This is a genomic window from Chryseobacterium sp. 27AL (genome assembly GCF_057815395.1).
This window is the reverse complement of the sequence record NZ_JBYRIW010000004.1, coordinates 75,599-96,677: the sequence shown is the minus strand read 5'-3', so window position 1 is coordinate 96,677 and position 21,079 is coordinate 75,599. Positions and strand designations below refer to the sequence as shown.

Below are 21,079 nucleotides of genomic sequence, written 5' to 3'. Positions count from 1 at the left end.
TTTATTCTTCTAAAATAAAATATGCGTTATTTGCATTTTGCTTCAGCAAATCCACATGCTTGCCTAACGCTGTCGTAATTGGAAACCGTTTATAAGCCAATCCGTGCTCTTTGGCGAACTGCTCAATTTCCTCTGTAATTTCATTATAATAAGCATAACTGTAATTCGGAAACAAGTGATGGGCCACATGAAAGTTGAAATTCCCCAGCACATTTCGTACAAACCAGTTATTTTCTTTTAAATCATTGGTTACCTCAAACTGATGGTGTAACCAGCTGAAAGGCAGTCCGTTTTTCTCATCCAATTTTGGAAAAGCATTATCAGGAAGCGGGTGTAACGGCAATAACACAAAAAGCGCAAAAATACTTGCCGAAATCACCTGCAAAAACCAGGCGCCCAACGCAAGGCCGATAGAAACTTTAAAAAACAGAACAGGAACTGCAATCTGGTAGAAAAAATAGAACAGTTTATACGCAACCATCTTAACTTTTTCTCTCATCGGTATCGCACCCTGCGTTTTCAGGATTACGCGGTTGTTATCAAAAAAGTCTCTGAAATCGCGGATAAACATCCAGTTAAATAAATATAACGGATACACCAAAAAGAAAAACCTGTGCTGATATTTTTGAATTCCTTTGGCTTTAATCCAAGGAATAATCAACAAAAGGCCACTCTGCTCGATATCTGTATCCCAACCGTCAACATTCGGATAGGCATGATGGCTTGCAATATGTCTTTTTTTCCAGATATAGGAATTGGCACCTACAAAATCAAAGATCTGCAACACCAGACCATTCATTTTTTTGCTTTTAAAAATATTGTTGTGTGCCGCCTCGTGAATTAAATTTAAATAAATCAATACCAAAGAAATTCCCATCAAAATAAAGCTTGCAATATATACCCAAGGCTTTTCTGCATTGAATAATGCAAATACATATAATCCGACATACAACAAAGGCAATACAAATGCTTTGATCTGGATGTAAATATCCCGGTTTTCAGGAATTGCTTCTACTCGCTGGCTCACTTTCTTTCTTAATTCATTAAACAATTTTGCATCATTAGAATCTTTTAAGTAAATAGGTTTTTCCATTATAGTTAATTTTGTGCGATAATTAAAGATAATATTAAAAACTGTTCCCTTTCCTTATGATTCAATTAAAAAATTCTATTAAATCAGACAAATTCCTTCAATTTTCTTGGAGGATATTTCGAAACTAAATCTGCAATGGCTTTGATATGCTCCGGAGTCGTTCCGCAGCAGCCTCCGATAATATTGATCAGTCCTTTTTCTGCATATTCCTTGATCTGACCTGCCATATCTTCAGGCGTTTCATCATACTTTCCGAAGGCGTTGGGCAAACCTGCATTGGGATACGCTGAAACATAAAACTCTGAATTATGCGCCAATGTTTCCAGATACGGCGTCAATTGATTGGCTCCCAGCGCACAGTTAAAACCGACACTCAACAGATTTAGATGTGAAACGGAAATTAAAAATGCCTCTGCGGTTTGTCCGCTCAATGTTCTTCCTGAAGCATCGGTAATCGTTCCGGAAACCATGATGGGAATCTTGATTTCTCTTTCATCCTGAATTTCATCGATCGCAAATAAAGCCGCTTTGGCATTTAATGTATCGAAGATCGTTTCTACCAGTAAAATATCCGAACCACCATCCAATAAAGCCTCACACTGCTGTTTGTAAGCAACTCTCAACTCTTCAAATGTGATCGCCCTGTAACCTGGATCATTTACATCTGGGCTTAGGCTTGCTGTTCGGTTGGTAGGGCCAATAGATCCTGCAACGAATCTTGGCTTTTCAGGGTTTTGGGCCGTAAATTCGTCGCAGACTTTTCTTGCAATTTTCGCAGATTCATAGTTGAGGTCGTAAACCAAATCTTCCATGTGATAATCAGCCATCGCAATGGTCGTTCCTGAAAACGTATTTGTTTCTATAATATCTGCCCCGGCTTCAAGATATTTTCTGTGCACCTCTTCAATGGCCTGTGGCTGCGTGAGAGAAAGCAGATCATTATTCCCTTTCACCGGGTGCTGCCAATCTTTAAAACGCTCGCTGCGATAGTCTTCTTCTTCAAATTTGTACCGCTGAAGCATCGTTCCCATGGCCCCGTCAAGAATTAAAATCCTTTCGGATAATGCTTTGTATAATTGTTCTGAATTTTTCATTTTATATTTTTTTTCCATAGGTTTCACCTACGGCTATTATTGTTGAACCCTTCGGGTTCGTTATTATCCCAATGCCTGTTTCAAATCCGCAATAATATCATCCACATGTTCCAGACCAACCGAGCAACGAACCAAACCTGCCGTAATTCCTACTTGATTTCTTTCTTCATCCGTCAATTTAGAATGTGTTGTAGAGGCCGGATGCGTAACAATTGTTCTGGTATCACCAAGGTTTGCAGAAAGTGAGCACATTTTAATATTATTTAAAAAGTTTCTGCCACCCTCAATGCCACCTTTGATTTCAAATGCGACGATATTTCCTCCTAATTTCATCTGCTTTTTGGCAATTTCATAACCCGGATGGGATTTCAGGAAAGGATATTTCACCAATTTCACATTCGGATGACTTTCTAAAAACTCAGCTACTTTTAATGCATTTTCACAATGTCTTTCAACCCGGATTGCCAGTGTTTCCAGGCTTTTCGATAAAACCCAGGCATTAAATGGGGACATAGCGGGTCCTGTATTTCTTGCGAAAAGGTAAATTTCACGAATCAAATCTTCTCTTCCAACGGCTACTCCACCCAAAACTCGACCCTGACCATCGATCAATTTGGTTGCAGAATGCACCACGATATCTGCTCCATATTTTATCGGTTGCTGTAAATAAGGTGTTGCAAAACAGTTATCCACAATAAAAATTAAATTGTGCTTTTTTGCAATTTTTCCGAAAAATTCCAAATCCAACACCTCAATTGCAGGATTTGTCGGTGTTTCCAGATATAAAATTTTTGTATTGGGTTGAATATACTTTTCTATATTCTTCGCGTCTTCCGCTTTGAAATAAGTTGTTTCAATATTCCATTTAGGGAAATACTTTGTGAATAAGGTGTGTGTAGATCCGAAAACTGACTGACAACTTACGATATGGTCGCCCGCATTTAACAAAGTCGCAAACGTTGAATAAATCGCTGCCATTCCCGTTGCGAAAGCATATCCTGCTTCTGCTCCTTCCATCTTGACAATTTTATCGGTAAATTCAGTTACATTCGGATTTGAAAATCGGCTGTATAAGTTTTTTGATTTTTCTTCCGCAAAACTTGCCCTCATGTCTTCCGCATCTTCAAAAACGAAGCTGGAAGTGAGAAAAAGCGGCGTTGAATGCTCATCAAACTGGGTTCTTTCTGTTTGGGTTCTTATGGCAAAGGTTTCAAAATTTTCGTTTTCCATATTGTTTAATTTACCAATGTAGCAGTGTATCAATGAGATTCTTCACTTCGTTCAGAAGGGCAAAAGTTAGATATCGGTAACTACTACATTGTTATATTGTTACATTAATTACTTTGTTTCACTTACTCTTAAAATATCCCCGAAAACTCCTCTTGCAGTCACTTTTGCCCCGGCCCCGGCCCCCATGATCACAATCGGATGTTCTCCATAACTCTCTGTATAAATCTCGAAGATCGAATCGGAGCCTTTTAATTGTCCTAATGCTGAACTTGCAGGAACGGAAATTAAATTCACATCTAATTCACCTTTATCTTTCTGTAGATCTCCATGCAGGTCTCCGACGTATCTTAATACATGTCCCGGTTCTTGGTTTTCTTTTATTTTTTGATATTCTTCGTCCAGTTCTTCCAGTCTTGAAAGGAATTCTGATTTTGAAACCGAAAGCAGATTTTCAGGAACTAAATTCTGAATATTGATATCTTCAAATTCATTGATTAAATCCAGTTCTCTAGCTAAAATCAATAACTTTCTTGCCACATCATTTCCGGATAAATCTTCTCGCGGATCCGGTTCGGTATAACCTTTTTCCAGTGCTTCGTTGATGATGGTTGAAAAATGATCATCTCTCAATGAAAAATTATTGAAAACATAGCTCAAAGTCCCTGAGAAAACACCTTTAATTCTTGTGATGTTTTCCCCTGAAAGATGTAATAGTTTTATGGTATCAATTAATGGTAAACCGGCACCAACATTGGTTTCATAAAGATAACGCCTGTTATTTTTGTTCAACGTATATCTTAGTTTACGGTATTCTTCGATAGGAAGTGTGTTGAAAATTTTATTGGAAGAAACCAGATCAAAACCGTTTTCTGCTAAAGCATGATAATTTTTAACAAAATCCTTACTGGCTGTATTATCTACCACAATAAGATTTTCCAATTGATTATTTTTCGAAAAATTGATAAGTTCCTCAACATTGGAAGGGATTTCCGCCGTTGCAATTTCATCATTCCAATTGCCGTCAAAACCCTTTTTATTAAAAGCAATTTTCTTTGAATTGGCGACTGCTACGACTTTCAGATCTATTTTTTTACGTCTTTTGATTTCTTCCGAAGATTCCAAAACCTGCTCAATCAGTGTTTTTCCAACATTTCCATGGCCAATAATAGCTAAGTGTACTGTTTTTGGCTTTTTAGAAATTTCAGATTCGATGATATTTTTTGCTTTTTCGTCCTGAGAAGAAGTGACAACGATATTTACTCTTTTTTCGGCTGCAATCTGATTTAAAAGTAATGGGAAAACATTATTTCTTGCCAGCTCGGCCAATACTTTATTTAAATCTTCTGCCACAAAACCTATCACCGACACATTATTTATGCTGTAAATCTGGGAAACTTTTCCCGATTTTCTTTCTGCTTCAAATTCGTCAATCAGACAATTCACCGCTTTTTCAGAATCGCTTTCCTGAACAAGAATGGAAATTCCGTTTTCGATAGCCTGCTGGGAAATTACCCCAACACTGATTCGCGCCAAGGTCAGCGCTTTGAAAATGCGTCCGTCAATCCCGATTTCACCTAAGAAATCCTCTCCTTCAAATTTGATGATTGATCTGTTTTTTAAAAATTTTATTTCGTTTACATTCTTCATCTTCTACAAAATATTTTTAATGATAGTATTTAATTGTTCGTATTCCATTAAGAAGGCGTCGTGCCCATGAATTGAGGTGATCTCGTGATAAAAAACATTATCTTTTTTCTCTTTAAGCTTTTCGTAGCAACTCCTGATTTCGGAAGCCGGAAAAAACAAATCTGTATCAACGGAGATCATGTGCATTCGGGCCTGAATTTTTTCTAAATCATTTTTATCAACATTAATGTTCATCAGCAAATGATTCATCAGCTGATACGATTTTAAACTAAATCTTTCGTTTAATGCTTTCCCGTGATAAATGAGCCAATCTTCCGACTCAAACCTCTTTTTTTCCTGATTGTATTTGTTCTGGAATCTGTTATTTAATGATTCCGGTGTCCGATAACACAACATCGCATGGATTCTGGCTTTCTGTAGAGGCTGATCATTTTGACTTAATAAAAATTTCTGCACCAGACATTGCGCGTGAAGCCAGTCATGGGTTTTATGGTCGCATGCAACAGGAATGAAGATTTCGCAAAGAGCCGGATTTTTAATCAGCATTTCCCAGCCGATGCTTCCTCCCAAAGAGCCTCCGATAATGGCATGTAACGTTTTTATATTTAAAATTTCAAGGCCATGCAGAAATATATTCGCAATATCTGAAACTGTAAAATCTTCATACTCATCAATAAAAAAATCATCGTAACCGTTTCCTGGAATATTGAAACATAAAATGGTGTATTTTCTGGTATCAATCACCTGATCGTCACCAATCAGCTGTTTCCACCATCCTTTTGCTCCCGAAACATCCGAATTGCCTGTTAATGCATGATTTACAAGAATAACAGGAGCGGAAAACAGCTCTTTCCCGAAAAGCTGATAGCTCAACGGGATATGGTATTCCTTGCCAGAATTTGTACGATACGAAAAATTAATATGTTTTAGTTCTGCTCTCAATTCTATTACTTTAATACAATTGAAAATGCCACAGGAATGGCTGAAAGAACTTCAGTAAGTTATCTGTCCAAATAATTTTGGTAGAACGTAGCACCTTCTCCGCTTTTGCGAAGGGTTGCTAAGGTTTCATCGGGTCTAATCCCTCAACCTTTCTTGATAACATTTTCAATATTTGAATGAACGAATGGTGCAAAGATAAAACTTTTCTTTTAAAATTTTATATAAATTTAATTTAATATCACAAACGTCTATCGGCAGGCTGTTTGCAGGAAAATAATATATTAAATTCAAATTTGTGAAGTTGGAATTTTTTACCAAAAAAACTAACTTCGTAATGAAAAGTGACGAAATATGATTGCTGAAAAACAAAGATTACAAGATACAGACTGGAAAAACTGGGGCCCTTATGTAAGTAACCGGCAGTGGGGAAACGTACGGGAAGACTACAGTCCCAACGGCGACGCGTGGAATTTTGCCAATCATAATAACGCCGAAAGCTATGCCTACCGCTGGGGAGAAGAAGGAATCGCCGGAATCTCTGATGCAAAGCAGCTTTTCTGTTTTGCCCTTTCGTTCTGGAATAAGAAAGATAAGATGGTAAAAGAGCGTTTTTTCGGGCTGAGCAATCCGCAGGGAAATCACGGTGAAGACATCAAAGAGATTTTTTATTACCTGGACAACACGCCTACCCACAGCTACATGAAAATGCTGTACAAATATCCCATCAATGCTTTTCCTTATGATGATATCCGTGCTGAAAATGCCAGAAGAAGCAAAAAAGAACGTGAATACGAAATTTTCGATACCGGGATTTTTGATAAAGATGAATATTTTGATATTTTCATTGAATATGCCAAAGCCGATCATAACGACTTTTTAGTGCGTGTCACCGTTTTTAACAGAAGCGGTGCCGATGCACCAATTGTCGTAGCACCCACAATCTGGTTCCGAAACAATTGGAAATGGGGATATAACGCTTATAAAGGACAAACCAGCGCATCAAAAGATGGCTGTATCGATATCGACCACGACAGTATTTCCATCAAAAAGTTTTATTCACGAAATACTCGTGCGGAAAGTGTTTTCTGCGAAAATGAGACGAATACTCCAAAACTTTATGGTGCCCCATATCCCGGAAATACGTATTTCAAGGATGGTATCAATGATTATATCATTTACGGAAGCAACACGGTAAATCCTGAGAAAATTGGAACTAAGGCATCTTTTCTTTTAGATGAAATTATTGAAGCAGGAAAATCGAAATCCTTTGATTTTCGTCTTTCTCCTGATGAACTGGATGATCCGTTTAGGAATTTTGATGAAATTTTCAGCACCAGAATTGCCGAGGCCGATGAATTTTATGATGAGATTCAGAATGATGTGGTAAATGAAGATGAAAGAAATGTACAAAGACAGGCATTTGCCGGGTTGCTTTGGAATAAGCAGTTTTATCACTATAATGTAGGAAAATGGCTCAAAGGTGATCCAAACTTTGAGGCACCCAGAGATTTTAATAACTATGTAAGAAATACTGAGTGGAATCACCTCCATAACAAGGACATTATTTCAATGCCCGACAAATGGGAGTACCCCTGGTATGCAACCTGGGATCTTGCATTTCATTGTGTTCCGTACGCGATTATTGATGCTGAATTTGCAAAAGGGCAGCTTCTTTTACTTACCAAAGAATGGTATATGCATCCCAACGGACAGCTTCCTGCTTACGAATGGAACCTCAGCGACGTAAATCCTCCGGTACATGCGTGGTCATGCTTCCGGGTTTTTAAGATTGATGAGAAGCAGAATGGCAAGCCCGATCTTTTATTTTTAGAAAAAGTTTTTCAGAAACTGCTTTTAAATTTCACATGGTGGGTCAACCGAAAAGATAAAAACGGCAAGAATATCTTCGGTGGAGGATTCCTGGGGCTTGATAACATCGGAGCTTTTGACAGGAATATGATCCTGAAAGACGGACAGCATTTGGAACAGGCCGACGGTACCAGCTGGATGGCAATGTACGCATTGAATATGATGCGTATTGCGATGGAACTGGCTCAGTATTACCAGGTGTATGAAGATATGGCGATCAAATTTTTCGAGCACTATCTTTATATTGCAGAAGCCATGGAGAATCTGGGAGAAGGCACAAAAGGCCTGTGGAATGAAGAGGACGGCTTTTTCTATGATGTTCTTCAACTGGGAAATGGAGACAGTGTTTCACTAAAACTCAGAAGTATTGTAGGGCTTATCCCAATGTTTGCCGTGGAAATTATAGATCATCACCTCCTCGACAAAATGCCGAATTTCGTGGAGAGAATGGACTGGGTATTAAAAAATAAACCTGAGCTTACCAAACTGGTTTCACACTGGGAAGAGGAAGGTCAGGGAAGAAAGCACCTGATGAGCATTCTCCGTAAGACAAGACTAACCAAGGTTTTGAGCCGTATGCTCGATGAGAAAGAGTTCTTAAGCGATTATGGAATCCGTGCGATGTCTAAAGTGTACGAAGAAAATCCATTTATATTTTCAGTTCACGGAACAGAAAATGTTGTGTACTACACACCCGGGGAAAGTGACAGCCGCATGTTTGGAGGGAACAGTAACTGGAGAGGGCCAATCTGGTTCCCGATCAATTTCCTGATTGTTGAAAGCCTGCAGAGATTTCATTTTTATTACGGAAACAGCCTGAAAGTTGAGCTTCCGACCGGTAGCGGGGACAAGAAGAATCTTGATGAGGTCGCACAAAACATCAGCAACAGATTATGCTCTATTTTCCTGAAAGATGAGGTTGGCCAAAGAGCTTTTAATGGTGGTAATGCAAAATTTAATTATGATGAAAACTTTAAGGATTACATTACCTTCTTCGAATATTTTCATGGTGACAATGGCCGGGGAATCGGAGCATCTCACCAGACAGGATGGACTGCAACAGTTGCAAAGCTGCTGAAACCCAGAATGACATTTTAAGAATTAAGCAAAAAGTATACTGAGTTAGTCTCACTGCTAATGACGTGGACTGAGAATCCTTTATACAAAACGATTTTCAGATAAGAAGCTGAGAAAAATCATTAAAAAATCCGTTTTTCACTAGTTGTAAGACGGATTTTTTTTTCCAATATACCACATAACATAAATTCCTTCAATAAGAAAAATAAAAATAAATAGTTAAAATCTATCAATTATTGATATAAAACCATTATTAATCAATAATTCATATAAATTTTTCAATAATTTTTTATTTAAATTAATTTTTTAGCATTATAATATCTATATTAGCAAAATAAATTTAATAACAATTTCTTATGAAAGGAAAATTACTATCTCTTACGGCTGTAGTTCTATCAGCTGTATGCACTCATCAACTTTACGCTCAGGAATATCAGCCAATGGCTGTTCAAAGTGGTTTCAATGCTGATGTCATTGCTAACGGTGTTGGGCCTTCGGCCTCTTCAACTAATAATGATGTTGATGGTGTGAGCTATGCTTTTATCTCACGGGATTTCCAATTAACCGCCGCAAGTACACCGCTTACTTACGGTCTTCCTACAAATGGTATTATTAATTCTGTAGTATCTTCAACACCAGGCCTGTCTTATCAGATGGCTCCATATAGTTCAAATAACAGTTTGAGACTGGCAGCGGCCAATGATAACGGTACATTAGTATTTTCAAGTCCGCTTCAGGCTCTTACAGTCTATATGCTTGCTACAGGAGGAAGTGGAAGCTGCACGGTGGATGTAGACGTTAATTTTACAGATAACACTTCAGAGACCTTTTCAGGGATCAATATTTCCGACTGGTACGGAGGAAGCAGCTATGCAATCCAGGGAATCGGAAGAATTAATATTTCCAATGACAATCTCGAATCAGGCTCAGGAAGCAACCCAAGACTATATCAGATTCCTTTGCCAATCAGTACAGCGAATCAATCAAAGAGCGTACAAAGTATAACGGTAACAAAAGTAGGAACAGGAGGAATTCCTAACATTTTTGCTTTTTCGGCAGATGCTTATAATGCATGTGCTACCCCTACCAATATCACATCTACTACCACCCCTACAGAGGCGACAATCAGCTGGACAGCACCGGCAAATGCTCCGGCTTCAGGATATCAATATTACTACAGTACCTCTCCTACTGCGCCTACTGCAACTACAACACCTACCGGAGAAGTGACTTCAGGCACTTCGGTAACGCTTAACCAGCTTACTACGGGGCAGACTTATTATTTCTGGATAAGATCCAATTGCGGAGGTTCTTCTCAAAGCTTCTGGAAAATGAAAGAATTTACGCCGGGCCAGGTAAGCTCAGTATATACGTTGGGAGATATCAATACTCAATATAATAATTCGGGAGTTACAACATCTTCCACCACAAATTGTGCAGGAGGATTAAGCATCAATGTTCCGGCAGGATTTAAAATAAAGTCTACAGCAGTTTCTTACAAGATGTCTACCGTTTCCAACGGATGGATGGCTGAGCAAAGAAGTTTATTGGTTTGTACTACAAACAATACTACTGAAGCTTCAGTGGCATCCGGATCAGGGTCATCTACAGGTACCTATTCTTATAACAGAACCGGGCTTACACTTGCGAATGATCTTACAGGCACTGTAAACTTTGAGCTTAGAGCGTGGAGAACCTATGGAGGATCAGACTGTAATGCAGATTATAACAAAGTTGACAACAATACGCTTACCGTAACGGTTACTTTAGAGCCGCTATCTCTGGCAACAAACGAGGTAACAGCAACAGCAAAAGAAAGAATTGCTTATCCGAATCCATTTGCAGATACTTTATATATTGAGAAGGCAGAAAATGTGAAAAAGGCTGTAATCACTGACCTTTCAGGAGTTGTGGTGAAAACTATTGAGAATCCTTCTTCATCAGTATTTTTAGGAGGAATAAAATCCGGAATGTATATCCTGACTTTAACCATGAAAGATGGCTCATTAAAAAGCATGAAGACCATTAAAAAGTAACATTTTACACATTCATACTGAAAACGCAGATAAAAAAATTCTTTTTTATCTGCGTTTTATTTTCTATAATTTTTAATAATTAAGGCTGAATAATTTTCCCGTTGACGAAAACCTCATATCCGATTTCCACTTTAGGTTCCAGTGTTTTGGAAACAGAACAGTATTTTTCAAAAGAGAGCTGGGCAGCTTTTAATGCCTTTTTAGGATCCATATTTCCTTCAAGAAGGAACTTCACTTTGATTGATTTAAAAGGCTTGGCATCGTCCACCGGGATTCTTTCTCCTTCAACTTCTGCTTTAAAATCAGTAATTTCCTGTCTTTGTTTTTTCAGAATAGAAACCATATCGATTCCGCTACAGCCGGCAACTGCCATCAGGACACTTTCCATAGGGGAAACGCCTTTAGCTCCAGGCTGGGTTGTATTATCTAAAAGAATTGAATTTCCCTGAGAATTGGTGCATTCAAACAAAAAATCATCATTGATTCTGTTAAGTGTTATTTTCATTATTGCTTATTGCTTATTGCTTATTGCTTATTGCTTATTGCTTATTGCAAAATTATAAAATTCCTCTGGCTTTGATCTCCAGATATTTATTGATAACATCGATATTTAAATTTTCCGGCAATGTATAAACAGTATAAATTCCGTATTTTCGGAGCTCCTGAATGATCAGTTTTTTTTCAAACTCAAATTTTTCGGCGATAATTTCATCATAAATTTCCTGCATGCTTTCAGGATTTTTGTGGATTAATGTCTGCAGCTCTGAATTTTTAAAGAAAACTACCACCAGCAAATGGTTTTTGGCAATTCCGCGAAGATATTTCAGCTGCCGGCTCAGCCCGTCAAGCGTTTCAAAATTGGTAAAGAGTAAAATTAAGCTTCTTTGATTCAATGAATATTTTACGTCCTGATATAACCGATTAAAATCACTTTCAAAAAAATCTGTTTTGATATTATAGAGCGCTTCTGATATTTTTCTCAGCTGTCCCGATTTATTTTCGGCAGCAATTTTATTTTCCGTTTTTTTAGAGAATGTCATCATTCCTGCGCGGTCGCCTTTCTTCAAAATAATGTGAGATAAAGCCATTGTCGCATTGATGGAGTAATCCAACAGACTTAATCCTTTGAAAGGCATTTTCATCGTCCTTCCGGTATCGATCAACATAAATATCCGCTGGGATTTTTCATCCTGAAACTGATTAACCATCAGTCGGTTCGTTTTGGAAGTCGCTTTCCAGTTGATCGTCCTGATATCATCACCGGGAACATATTCTTTGATCTGCTCAAATTCCATGGTATGTCCCAGCTTTCTTATTTTCTTAATTCCACCCAATAAAAACTCACTCTGAATAGCCATCAGCTCGTATTTTCTCAGGTGAATGAAAGAAGGATAAGACGGTAAATTAGCATCTTTCTGAAAATTAAATCTTTTCGAAACAAAACCAAAAGGCGAAGAAACGTAAATATTCAGACTTCCGAAATTATATTCTCCACGTTCTTTCGGTTCAAGAATATATTGAAAAAAAACATTTCTTCCAGGAGCAATCTGTTTTTCAATCAGGAAATCACGCTTCTGAAACTGAAACGGAATTTCATCGATCACTTTAACATTAATCTTAAAGTCGTAATTGTTTTTAATATCGATTTTTACAGGATTTTCATCACCGTTTGATAGTTTTTCGGGTAAAATTCGCTGTGCTGAAATTCCTTTATTTCGATTAAAAACAAAGAGAAAATCCACCATTGCTCCCAAAAAACACAACAGCAAAACGATGTGTGCTGCCCACATCATAAACGGAAAGAAAAACGCAAAGACATACAGTACTCCCACTACGATGAGCGTATAGAAAAAGCGGGTATTAATGTATAAGTTTTTCATTTTTTCGGATGGTAGTTTTTCAGGTAGCTGTTAATTCGGTTATCTATCTCGGAATTTCTATTCCTTCTAAAATTTGTCTGATGATTTCATCGGCGGTAAGGCCTTCCATTTCTCTTTCAGGCGATACGATTACTCTGTGTCTTAAAACCGCATAGCTTGCTTCTTTGATGTCTTCGGGAGTTACAAAATCTCTTCCTCTTAATGCAGCAAAAGCTTTGGAAGCGGTTAATAAAGCCAGACTCGCCCGCGGAGAAGCTCCCAAATAAAGGAATTGGTTTTCCCTGGTATTCACAATAATCTTGGCAATATATTCCATCAGATGGGCTTCTACAATGATTTCTTTTACCAGCTGCTGATAATTTTTTAACTGTTGTGCCGTGATGACGCTGTTTACAACCTCAGTCTTATCTTCATTTTTACTTTCGTGCTGATTTTTAATGATTGAAATTTCCTGCGCCAAATCGGGATAGCCGACATTTATTTTAAACAGAAAACGATCCAACTGAGCTTCAGGAAGTCTGTATGTACCTTCGTGCTCAATAGGATTCTGTGTAGCAACGACCAGGAAAGGCTCTTCCATCGTGTAACGGATGCCATCCATGGTAATCTGCCTTTCTTCCATTACCTCAAATAATGCAGCCTGTGTTTTTGCAGGAGATCTGTTGATCTCATCGATCAGAATAAAATTTGAGAAAATAGGACCCTTTTTAAACTCAAATTCTGAATTTTTTACGTTAAAAACAGAAGTTCCCAAAATATCGGAAGGCATAAGATCCGGCGTAAACTGAATTCTGCTAAAGTCTACATCAATGGTTTTTGAAAGCAATTTTGCAGTAATTGTCTTTGCCACTCCCGGAACGCCCTCAATAAGAACATGCCCGTTTGATAATAGTGCCGCTAAAAGATGATCTATCATACTCTCCTGCCCTACAATCACTTTACCTATTTCGGATTTTACTTTATCCAGACTGGCACGAAGCTCAATCATGTCTATTCTCGACTGGAACTGCTCTTCTTTTTTATCAAGATATATTCCGCTCTGGTCTTCTGTATTTGGGTTTTCTAAGTTTTCCATATCATATAATTTTTTAATTTAAACAATGTATCAATGTAACAGTTTACCAATTTTAAACCGGACTTTCCCTCACATGGTTACATTGTTAAATTGTTATATTATTACATTTTAAATTATTTCGTCAAGCAATTTATTCATTTTTGCAAGATCTTCTTTCATTACCTGTGCATACGGATCCTGTGCCTTTCTGATCAGATGTATGGCTTCTGTGATCATTTCCATTGGCTTTCCGGTTTTAAGATGAAGCTTTTTCGCAAATTCCTCATCAAGATGCTGGGTGTCAATCAAAAGATCCATCCTGACTTTATTCAGAAAATACTGGGCTTTTTTGGCCATCATATCATGGAAGTCACCTTCCTGCAGATACAGATTTCCGATGCTTTTCACAAAATCGACCGATGTATTTTTTAACGGTTCTATAATAGGCACAATGCGTTGCTTTCTTTTTGCATTAAAGAAAATAAAAAGAACAAGACCGCCCAATAAGACCCACCATGCATACTTCAGTGCCGGATGCGAAAGGATAAACCTTAGAAAAAACTTCGAAACTTGTGCATCATTTTCTACAAACCATATCGTTTCCCGGTCTTTCAGGTATGAAAAAACATCTTGTGCATATTTTACATTTCCACGTTTTAAAAGATAATAATTGGTAATAAAAAGCGGTTCGCAATGAACATAAATATTTCCATTTCCAAATTTAATCTTAATAAAATTAGCCTGATCAGAATTATTTTTCTCAACGGTTTTTCCTAAAATTTCAACGCCCGGCCTTATGAATGTAAAACCTCTTCCGGAAGGAAATTTATCCAGATGAATAAAATCGTTCTGATATTTTTTATCTGTAAGCTTTAAAACATTTTCGTCTTCAAAAGAAATTTGCGAATCATAAAAGCCTATGCTGTCTGAGATCTCTTTTGGCATTTCACTCATGATAAGCATCGCATCCGATCCGTCCGAAACCTGATCAAGGATTTTATTCCAGGACTGCTTGTCTATTTCTTCCTCTATAACGAGAATATTATGAGCTTTTTTATCAACCTGGTAATAATCATACGGTGTCTGATTAACTTTTTTAACGTTGTTTTTAAAAAGTGTATTTATTTCATTATTAAAAACAAACAATCCGAAAGGTGACTTCTGATTGACATCAAAATTTTTTCTCCAGTCCGTACTTTCTGTCTTGTTCACTTCAAATAACGCCAGAATAATCATCACAACGATGAAAATTACAGCATATATTTTGAAAGTCTTATTCATGGCAAAAATTACGGTTTAAATGATTGATACTGGATTTTAAATTTCTGATAGCTTTCCTCAGAAATATTGAATTCACCATACCACACATAATCAAAAATGTATGACAGATTAAAAAATTCATCTTTAAGATGTGCGGCTTTCAATTCTGCGACATAATCCTTATTGGTTTTTTCGGGATTCCAGGTGATAAGTTTTTTATCACTTAATTTTTTTAATACAAATAGAAACTGGTAACGTACCGCAGAACGGAAATCACCGGATTTTTCAAATTTCAGGATGCTTTCAGGAAAATTGATTTCGTGGATATTTTCATGCAGCTCCTCATCCTTGATCGTAACTTTCTTATTTTTCTTTCCAAACAGGAAGTTTCCGTCTTTACCGATGAGATATTTAATGATAAAATAAAGCAGAAAACCAACCAGAAGAATCGCAAATAAACGCATGAGAATTCCTGCAATATTGCCGGACTTTGTGAAAATAGTCTCACCAAAAATGCTGTTCAGTATCTTTCCTATTTTTGCCATGAGCTTTTGCCACAAAGACATTCTCGGTTTTACCGTTGTATAATCAAAATCTTTCCCTTTGTACCTGGATTGAATATTTTCTTTAAATTTTTTAGGATAAATGGTATTCTCTGTAACCGGTTTCTGCAGTAAAACAGAATCGGCACGGTACATATTTTTGTAGTGCCCTGTATTCAGAGAATCAACATAGACTTCCGCAACCGGCGGCGGCGGATCATCCTGTGTCTGCGCCTCTATATGCCCCGCAGAGATAAAAATCAGTGAAATGAAAAAAAACTTATTCATTAATTCCGATGGTGTCTATTTCTGCCATTTCCATTTTCTGATGGAGATCGGTGCGGCTGTCATAATACATTAACCCCGAATTGATATACAGTACATTCATCAGCAAGGTTGAGATAACCGAAGAAATACCATATATAAGAAAAAATAATATACCAAAGCTTCCCGTAAATGGATCACGCTCAAACTGTGCATCGGGAGCTGTGGTCGAGAGTTTTATAAAAAACATAATCATCGGAATGGATGAGAAGAATATGCTCACAATATAAAACAAGATCGCCATAATAAGCGTTGCCGCCCAGTATTTCCAGTACGGCGACTTTTCTCTTCCGTTCGCATAAGAGAACTGCGAGCGAATCGCATAGCTTAGTGATTCAAAAAAACCTCTTTTCCCATTAAAATAATCGTAGCACAGAAATGTAATAATATTAAATAACGTTGGCCCCACAAACAACATCAGCACAAGCCCTATGATAATAAAAATAAGAATATATGAAATTCCAAAAATAATGGTGGCACCCGGCAGCACCAGAAAAGTAAGCCCGAAATAAGTTGCGAAAACTTTCTTTCTGTTCGACTTGAAATCGCTCAAGATGTCATCTGCTTTAATATCGGTTTTTCCTTCTGCAATTCTTTTCATGTAAAAAACAGGAAACAGGAAATTAATGGTGATCAGCGCTGTAGAAAGTATAAAAAGCAATATTCCGGAAATAATAAATAATCCGAGATTATCATTGAAAAACTGCTCAAAATAATAGCTCTGTCCGCTGATATTGGATCCGAGAATCACTCCGAAGAATTCTTTGTAGCCGAAAACTATGACAACGACCATAAGAATCAACAGTAACCCGTTGAGGAGTAAAAAATTTTTAAAATAATTTTTCCCGTATAATTTGAAAAATGCGAAACTATCTGTTATAAAAGTTCCAAAATCTCTCTTTTTATAAAACTGCATCATGGATTTGGGTATTAGTTTTTCTGTTGACTATAGAAGGATATATACAATAATAAAATCCTATCAGAAATAATGATCCGAAGATAATAATTAAGTTTAAAAACAAAGGCATTTTCAGGGCATGTCTTGTAACATATCCTTCGATAATTCCGGCACAGATGGTGAATGGCACGGTGCTTAAAAAAATTTTAAATGAATCTTTAAATCCATTTTTAAAAGAGTTAAATCTTGAAAATGTACGCGGAAATAAAATAGAAGCCCCAAGGATCAATCCGCACATCGCCTCTACCACCATAGAAAATATTTCAAAAACACCATGAAGCCAGATTCCCCTTGCGCTGTCCTGCAATGCCCCGTAATCATAAAAAAAGTATTGGAATGCACCAAGCATTATGCTGTTAGATAAGAACGCCCACAATGTTCCCACACCTCCGAAAATCCCATAAATATAAAGCTTTGCACCTACTCCGATGTTATTGAATATAATCCCGATGGTACTTCCCCATGTAGATCCGCTTTGGTAAACGCCAACTGCATTTCCTGATTTTATATTTTCAATCGTCTGGTTGACATAACCTTCTCCCAAAATAATATTGACAAAATCTTTATCATAAATGGCAGAAAGCACTCCAATTAACGTAAATAAAGTAAAGAACAAAAACGCATAACCTAAATATTTTCGGTACTGATAAACCAGCAAAGGAACTTCGGTCTTGAAAAAATACAGCAAACGGTTTTCTTCAACTCTTTTTGTCTTGTAAATTTTCTGAAAGATCTGTGAAGACAGATGATTCAGATAGACTGTAGTGTTGCTTTTCGGGTAATAGGTCTGTGCAAAGGAAAGATCATTAATAAGATTAATGTACAGCGATGACAAGTCATCAGGATTTTTTTTAATTTTCCCCTGGATAACCTGTTCGATTCCCAACCATTTTTCTTTATTTTGTTTAATGAAATAAACTTCTCTCATAACTGTAAGGCTAAAATAATAAAAATTATGTCTCAAATTGCGATTAATACTTCACAAAATGTAAATATTAATTTCAACGTCGCCAGTGTTGGAGACCGGATGATCGCGTTCATTATTGATTTTGTGATAAAAATAGCATACGCCATTGCTGTCTTTTACACGTTTTTCAATATTCTCGATCTCGGTTATATTCTTTCCGGAATGGATCAGTGGTCGGTGATGGCAGTCTATATTATTTTGCTTTTTCCAACGGTAGTTTATCCTGTTGTTCTTGAAAGTCTTATGGAAGGCCAGACGCCGGGAAAAAAAGTTATGAAGATCCGGGTCGTAAAGATCGACGGCTATCAGGCAAGCTTTGGCGATTATCTCATCCGGTGGGTTTTCAGGATTATTGACACCTTGTTTGTAGGAGTAGTTGGACTCGTTTCTATGATTATCTCCAAAAACAACCAGCGTTTGGGGGATATTGCTTCCGGAACGGCAGTTATTTCTTTGAAGAATAATATTAATATTTCTCATACCATCCTGGAAAACATTAAAGAAGATTATATCCCGACATTTCCTCAGGTCATTGCGTTAAGTGATAATGACATGCGAATCATAAAAGATAATTACTTAAAGGCATTAAGAGTGGATGACCGGCAGATTATCAGCAAGCTTTCAGACAAAATCAAAAGCATTTTAAAACTGGAAATTGATCCTACAAAAATGACGGAAAGGCAATTCATAGGTGTCATTATTAAGGATTATAATTATTATACGGGGAGAGATAATTAAGTTGAATTGTCAATTTCGCTGCGCTGGTCAGTTGTGATTCTTTTAATAAATAATTGTAAAATGAGCCGTAATTTTTCGAACAGTTAAAAATTAACAGCAAAGCTAGTTCAGCATTAACAATTCACTTCTTAATTCTCCTCGGTGTGGTTTTTGTAGTTTTATAGTCATTAAAACTTATGATATGAAATTTGAAAATAATAAATCCGGAAATGGCGGTGTAATCACTTTAAATAACGAAGTAAAAGAAGTCGGTAGGTTAACATACACTATTTTTCCTGAAGAAAATAAATTAATTATTTCTTTTGTCCTGGTACATCCTGAATTTGAAGGTCGAGGAATGGGAAAATATCTCGTGGAAGAAGCCATAAAATTTGCGAGAGAAAACAATTGGAAAGTTTATCCTCACTGTTCTTACGCTAGATCTGTTATGATGAGAATGAATGATGTGAGCGATGTGTTTTTACAGCGCTAATACTTCCTTTACCAGAATTTCTTCAATATCATCCGGATAGTCAACTTTAAGGTGCTGGTCTGAATCGACCCATTTTTGTATTTCTTCCGGTTTTAGAAATTTGGAATTTGGGATCCCCATTTTATCCAATGCACAGGCATTACATTCCTGCTCATATTGATTATGAATAGGAATAACAAATAATTTTTTATCCATAAAAAGTGCTTCTGCAGGACTTTCAAATCCGGCATTACATAGAATTCCGTCGCAGTTTTCAAAACTTTTTAAATATTGAATTTCGTCAATAGGAAAGACTTCAACGTTATTTTCTTTAAACTGCAGCTTAGAATATTTGGAAAAAACTTTCCATTCAACAGGAATTTGTTTTAAAACAGTAATAATATTCTGATCAGAGAAACTAGGAAGATATACCAGATAAAAACCTTTTTTGTCAGGATTGAGATTTCTTATTTTCTTCCTGATCACCGGCTTTTTAATCTGAGGATGATAATTTTCAAAATGAAATCCTATTCTCCTTTCGCTTGGGACATAATATTTCAGTACCAATTCTCCGAAAAAATCTTTTCTTTCAGGCTTTGGAGTTTCCTTAAATAACATGGAAGCCTGATGGCTTAATTCGATCATGGGATATTTTCTCAGTTTACATGCCCAGCCGGTAAGCGGTTCATAATCATTAATGATCAGATCATATTTTGAAAGCTCAATTTCATTAATGGTTTTAATTGCTTCTACAAAACTGTTATCCGTAAATGTTTTACGATAGGACAAGCCGCCTGTTTTATTGTAAAGTAAGGAAATTCCTTTATGTTGGTAATTCACGTCAAAATCAGCCTTTAATTGGGATTGATGACCACTGATCAATGTTTCTACGGAAGCATATTTTTTCAGAATGGGAACTATTTCCTGTGCCCTGGCAACATGACCGTTTCCGGTTCCCTGAAATGCATATAAGATTTTCATTTTGTGAAATTGGTTACTATTTTTAAAAGCTCTGTACTGTTGATATCCTGGATTTCGTCAACCCCTTCGTCTTTCAGCAAATGTTTATGATCTTCGTAGTAAAAAATTTTCCATTCTTTATCATGATATTCCAGAGCAGATAAATTTTCAATCCAGTCTCCTGAATTCAGATACGTACAGCTTCCCTTTTTATTGCTTACTTCACGTATCTGTGGCTGATGAATATGCCCGCAGATTACATAATCGTAATGATTATCAATAGCCAGCTCCGAAGCTGTTAATTCAAAATCACCAATATATTTTACGGCTTTTTTTACATTATTCTTAATCTTTTTAGAGAATGAATATTTTTCCTTACCCATTTTCTCTAAGAACCAATTTACAACATTATTGATTACGATTAGTAAATCATAACCTTTTCCTCCCAGCTTGGCAATCCATTTTGAATGCTGTACTGATGCATCAAAAACATCGCCATGGAAGATCCATGTTTTCTTATCGTTAATATCTAAGCAGATTTTATTGCAGACTTTAAGCTTACCCAATTCGAAGTCGGTAAACTTCCGGAACATCTCATCGTGATTTCCGGTGATGTAGTACACATCGGTATTTTTTGTGGCAAATGAAAGAATCTTTTTGATTACTTTCAAATGAGGTTTAGGGAAGTAAGACTTTTTGAATTGCCAGATATCAATAATATCACCGTTCAAAACCAGTGTTTTCGGCTGAATAGAATTAAGGTACCTCAGTAATTCTTTAGCCTTACATCCATAAGTTCCCAAATGAACATCCGATATGACAACTAATTCAACGTTTCTTTTCATAGTTTTATGCAAAGAAACTACTTGAAAGTTAACTATATATGAATGTTATATTATTTTTAAGTATTATAAAAAACCTCACAGGTTTTAAAAACCTGTGAGGTTTATATGATAA

Annotated in this window: 18 protein-coding genes and 1 riboswitch; of the genes, 4 read left to right on the top strand and 14 right to left on the bottom strand. The window is 36.7% G+C overall.

Annotation, left to right across the window (positions count from 1 at the left end; translation table 11 throughout):
• Position 1 precedes the first annotated feature (1 nt).
• The 5 genes from AC3WV0_RS09500 to AC3WV0_RS09480 form a co-directional block, all read right to left on the bottom strand.
• Entirely contained in the window at positions 2–1,093 is a 1,092-nt protein-coding gene (locus tag AC3WV0_RS09500; protein ID WP_488845862.1) for a fatty acid desaturase family protein, read from the bottom strand.
• A gap of 83 nt (positions 1,094–1,176) precedes the next feature.
• Positions 1,177–2,187, bottom strand: a complete 1,011-nt coding sequence (locus tag AC3WV0_RS09495) for a homocysteine S-methyltransferase family protein (protein WP_488845861.1) — start codon at positions 2,185–2,187, stop codon at positions 1,177–1,179.
• Between the two features lie 63 nt (positions 2,188–2,250).
• Positions 2,251–3,417 (bottom strand): O-succinylhomoserine sulfhydrylase, encoded by a 1,167-nt coding sequence (locus AC3WV0_RS09490; RefSeq protein ID WP_488845860.1) that lies wholly within the window; start codon positions 3,415–3,417, stop codon positions 2,251–2,253.
• A 108-nt stretch (positions 3,418–3,525) separates the two neighbouring features.
• A complete protein-coding gene (locus AC3WV0_RS09485) occupies positions 3,526–5,064 on the bottom strand; it encodes an ACT domain-containing protein (protein ID WP_488845859.1) in 1,539 nt (512 codons plus the stop codon).
• 3 nt (positions 5,065–5,067) lie between these two features.
• Positions 5,068–6,006: an alpha/beta fold hydrolase gene (locus AC3WV0_RS09480; RefSeq protein ID WP_488845858.1), complete on the bottom strand. Its 939-nt coding sequence runs from the start codon at positions 6,004–6,006 to the stop codon at positions 5,068–5,070.
• Positions 6,007–6,062: 56 nt separating this feature from the next.
• A riboswitch (SAM riboswitch) is annotated at positions 6,063–6,169 on the bottom strand.
• 188 nt (positions 6,170–6,357) lie between these two features.
• On the opposite strand from AC3WV0_RS09480, the gene AC3WV0_RS09475 reads away from it, so the two are divergent.
• Together AC3WV0_RS09475 and AC3WV0_RS09470 are read left to right on the top strand one after the other, a co-directional pair.
• Positions 6,358–8,973, top strand: a complete 2,616-nt coding sequence (locus AC3WV0_RS09475) for an MGH1-like glycoside hydrolase domain-containing protein (protein ID WP_488845857.1) — start codon at positions 6,358–6,360, stop codon at positions 8,971–8,973.
• Positions 8,974–9,308: 335 nt separating this feature from the next.
• The gene (locus tag AC3WV0_RS09470; RefSeq protein ID WP_488845856.1) at positions 9,309–10,988 is read left to right on the top strand and encodes a T9SS type A sorting domain-containing protein; all 1,680 of its coding nucleotides are present in this window, start codon (positions 9,309–9,311) and stop codon (positions 10,986–10,988) included.
• A gap of 79 nt (positions 10,989–11,067) precedes the next feature.
• Here the strand turns inward: AC3WV0_RS09470 and AC3WV0_RS09465 are convergent, their stop codons facing one another.
• The 7 genes from AC3WV0_RS09465 to AC3WV0_RS09435 form a co-directional block, all read right to left on the bottom strand.
• Complete coding sequence (locus tag AC3WV0_RS09465) at positions 11,068–11,493, bottom strand: OsmC family protein (RefSeq protein ID WP_488845855.1); 426 nt, start codon at positions 11,491–11,493, stop codon at positions 11,068–11,070.
• 52 nt (positions 11,494–11,545) lie between these two features.
• Positions 11,546–12,868, bottom strand: a complete 1,323-nt coding sequence (locus AC3WV0_RS09460; RefSeq protein WP_488845854.1) for a DUF58 domain-containing protein — start codon at positions 12,866–12,868, stop codon at positions 11,546–11,548.
• Between the two features lie 43 nt (positions 12,869–12,911).
• Positions 12,912–13,943: an AAA family ATPase gene (locus tag AC3WV0_RS09455; RefSeq protein ID WP_488845853.1), complete on the bottom strand. Its 1,032-nt coding sequence runs from the start codon at positions 13,941–13,943 to the stop codon at positions 12,912–12,914.
• Positions 13,944–14,051: 108 nt separating this feature from the next.
• Complete coding sequence (locus tag AC3WV0_RS09450; protein ID WP_488845852.1) at positions 14,052–15,203, bottom strand: hypothetical protein; 1,152 nt, start codon at positions 15,201–15,203, stop codon at positions 14,052–14,054.
• An 8-nt stretch (positions 15,204–15,211) separates the two neighbouring features.
• Positions 15,212–16,012: a DUF4129 domain-containing protein gene (locus AC3WV0_RS09445; protein WP_488845851.1), complete on the bottom strand. Its 801-nt coding sequence runs from the start codon at positions 16,010–16,012 to the stop codon at positions 15,212–15,214.
• Positions 16,005–16,967, bottom strand: coding sequence for a DUF4013 domain-containing protein (locus AC3WV0_RS09440; protein WP_488845850.1), 963 nt, complete (start codon positions 16,965–16,967; stop codon positions 16,005–16,007). Before AC3WV0_RS09440 ends, AC3WV0_RS09445 begins: the two co-directional genes overlap by 8 nt.
• Positions 16,951–17,934 (bottom strand): stage II sporulation protein M, encoded by a 984-nt coding sequence (locus AC3WV0_RS09435; RefSeq protein WP_488845849.1) that lies wholly within the window; start codon positions 17,932–17,934, stop codon positions 16,951–16,953. Before AC3WV0_RS09435 ends, AC3WV0_RS09440 begins: the two co-directional genes overlap by 17 nt.
• A gap of 27 nt (positions 17,935–17,961) precedes the next feature.
• On the opposite strand from AC3WV0_RS09435, the gene AC3WV0_RS09430 reads away from it, so the two are divergent.
• Complete coding sequence (locus AC3WV0_RS09430) at positions 17,962–18,711, top strand: RDD family protein (protein WP_488845848.1); 750 nt, start codon at positions 17,962–17,964, stop codon at positions 18,709–18,711.
• A 181-nt stretch (positions 18,712–18,892) separates the two neighbouring features.
• A complete protein-coding gene (locus AC3WV0_RS09425) occupies positions 18,893–19,183 on the top strand; it encodes a GNAT family N-acetyltransferase (protein ID WP_488845847.1) in 291 nt (96 codons plus the stop codon).
• Here AC3WV0_RS09425 and AC3WV0_RS09420 read toward each other — a convergent pair.
• Positions 19,172–20,143, bottom strand: coding sequence for a glycosyltransferase family protein (locus AC3WV0_RS09420; RefSeq protein ID WP_488845846.1), 972 nt, complete (start codon positions 20,141–20,143; stop codon positions 19,172–19,174). The two genes, AC3WV0_RS09425 and AC3WV0_RS09420, sit on opposite strands and share 12 nt — an antisense overlap.
• Positions 20,140–20,967, bottom strand: a complete 828-nt coding sequence (locus AC3WV0_RS09415) for a UDP-2,3-diacylglucosamine diphosphatase (protein ID WP_488845845.1) — start codon at positions 20,965–20,967, stop codon at positions 20,140–20,142. The genes AC3WV0_RS09420 and AC3WV0_RS09415 overlap by 4 nt, the downstream gene beginning before the upstream one ends.
• Between the last annotated feature and the right edge of the window lie 112 nt (positions 20,968–21,079).

Bases quoted from the DNA above. Each gene is read 5' to 3' on its own strand.
- AC3WV0_RS09500 (WP_488845862.1), bottom strand. From the start codon at position 1,093: ATGGAAAAACCTATTTACTTAAAAGATTCTAATGATGCAAAATTGTTT.
- AC3WV0_RS09495 (WP_488845861.1), bottom strand. From the start codon at position 2,187: ATGAAAAATTCAGAACAATTATACAAAGCATTATCCGAAAGGATTTTA.
- AC3WV0_RS09490 (WP_488845860.1), bottom strand. From the start codon at position 3,417: ATGGAAAACGAAAATTTTGAAACCTTTGCCATAAGAACCCAAACAGAA.
- AC3WV0_RS09485 (WP_488845859.1), bottom strand. From the start codon at position 5,064: ATGAAGAATGTAAACGAAATAAAATTTTTAAAAAACAGATCAATCATC.
- AC3WV0_RS09475 (WP_488845857.1), top strand. From the start codon at position 6,358: ATGATTGCTGAAAAACAAAGATTACAAGATACAGACTGGAAAAACTGG.
- AC3WV0_RS09470 (WP_488845856.1), top strand. From the start codon at position 9,309: ATGAAAGGAAAATTACTATCTCTTACGGCTGTAGTTCTATCAGCTGTA.
- AC3WV0_RS09465 (WP_488845855.1), bottom strand. From the start codon at position 11,493: ATGAAAATAACACTTAACAGAATCAATGATGATTTTTTGTTTGAATGC.
- AC3WV0_RS09460 (WP_488845854.1), bottom strand. From the start codon at position 12,868: ATGAAAAACTTATACATTAATACCCGCTTTTTCTATACGCTCATCGTA.
- AC3WV0_RS09455 (WP_488845853.1), bottom strand. From the start codon at position 13,943: ATGGAAAACTTAGAAAACCCAAATACAGAAGACCAGAGCGGAATATAT.
- AC3WV0_RS09450 (WP_488845852.1), bottom strand. From the start codon at position 15,203: ATGAATAAGACTTTCAAAATATATGCTGTAATTTTCATCGTTGTGATG.
- AC3WV0_RS09445 (WP_488845851.1), bottom strand. From the start codon at position 16,012: ATGAATAAGTTTTTTTTCATTTCACTGATTTTTATCTCTGCGGGGCAT.
- AC3WV0_RS09440 (WP_488845850.1), bottom strand. From the start codon at position 16,967: ATGATGCAGTTTTATAAAAAGAGAGATTTTGGAACTTTTATAACAGAT.
- AC3WV0_RS09435 (WP_488845849.1), bottom strand. From the start codon at position 17,934: ATGAGAGAAGTTTATTTCATTAAACAAAATAAAGAAAAATGGTTGGGA.
- AC3WV0_RS09430 (WP_488845848.1), top strand. From the start codon at position 17,962: ATGTCTCAAATTGCGATTAATACTTCACAAAATGTAAATATTAATTTC.
- AC3WV0_RS09425 (WP_488845847.1), top strand. From the start codon at position 18,893: ATGAAATTTGAAAATAATAAATCCGGAAATGGCGGTGTAATCACTTTA.
- AC3WV0_RS09420 (WP_488845846.1), bottom strand. From the start codon at position 20,143: ATGAAAATCTTATATGCATTTCAGGGAACCGGAAACGGTCATGTTGCC.
- AC3WV0_RS09415 (WP_488845845.1), bottom strand. From the start codon at position 20,967: ATGAAAAGAAACGTTGAATTAGTTGTCATATCGGATGTTCATTTGGGA.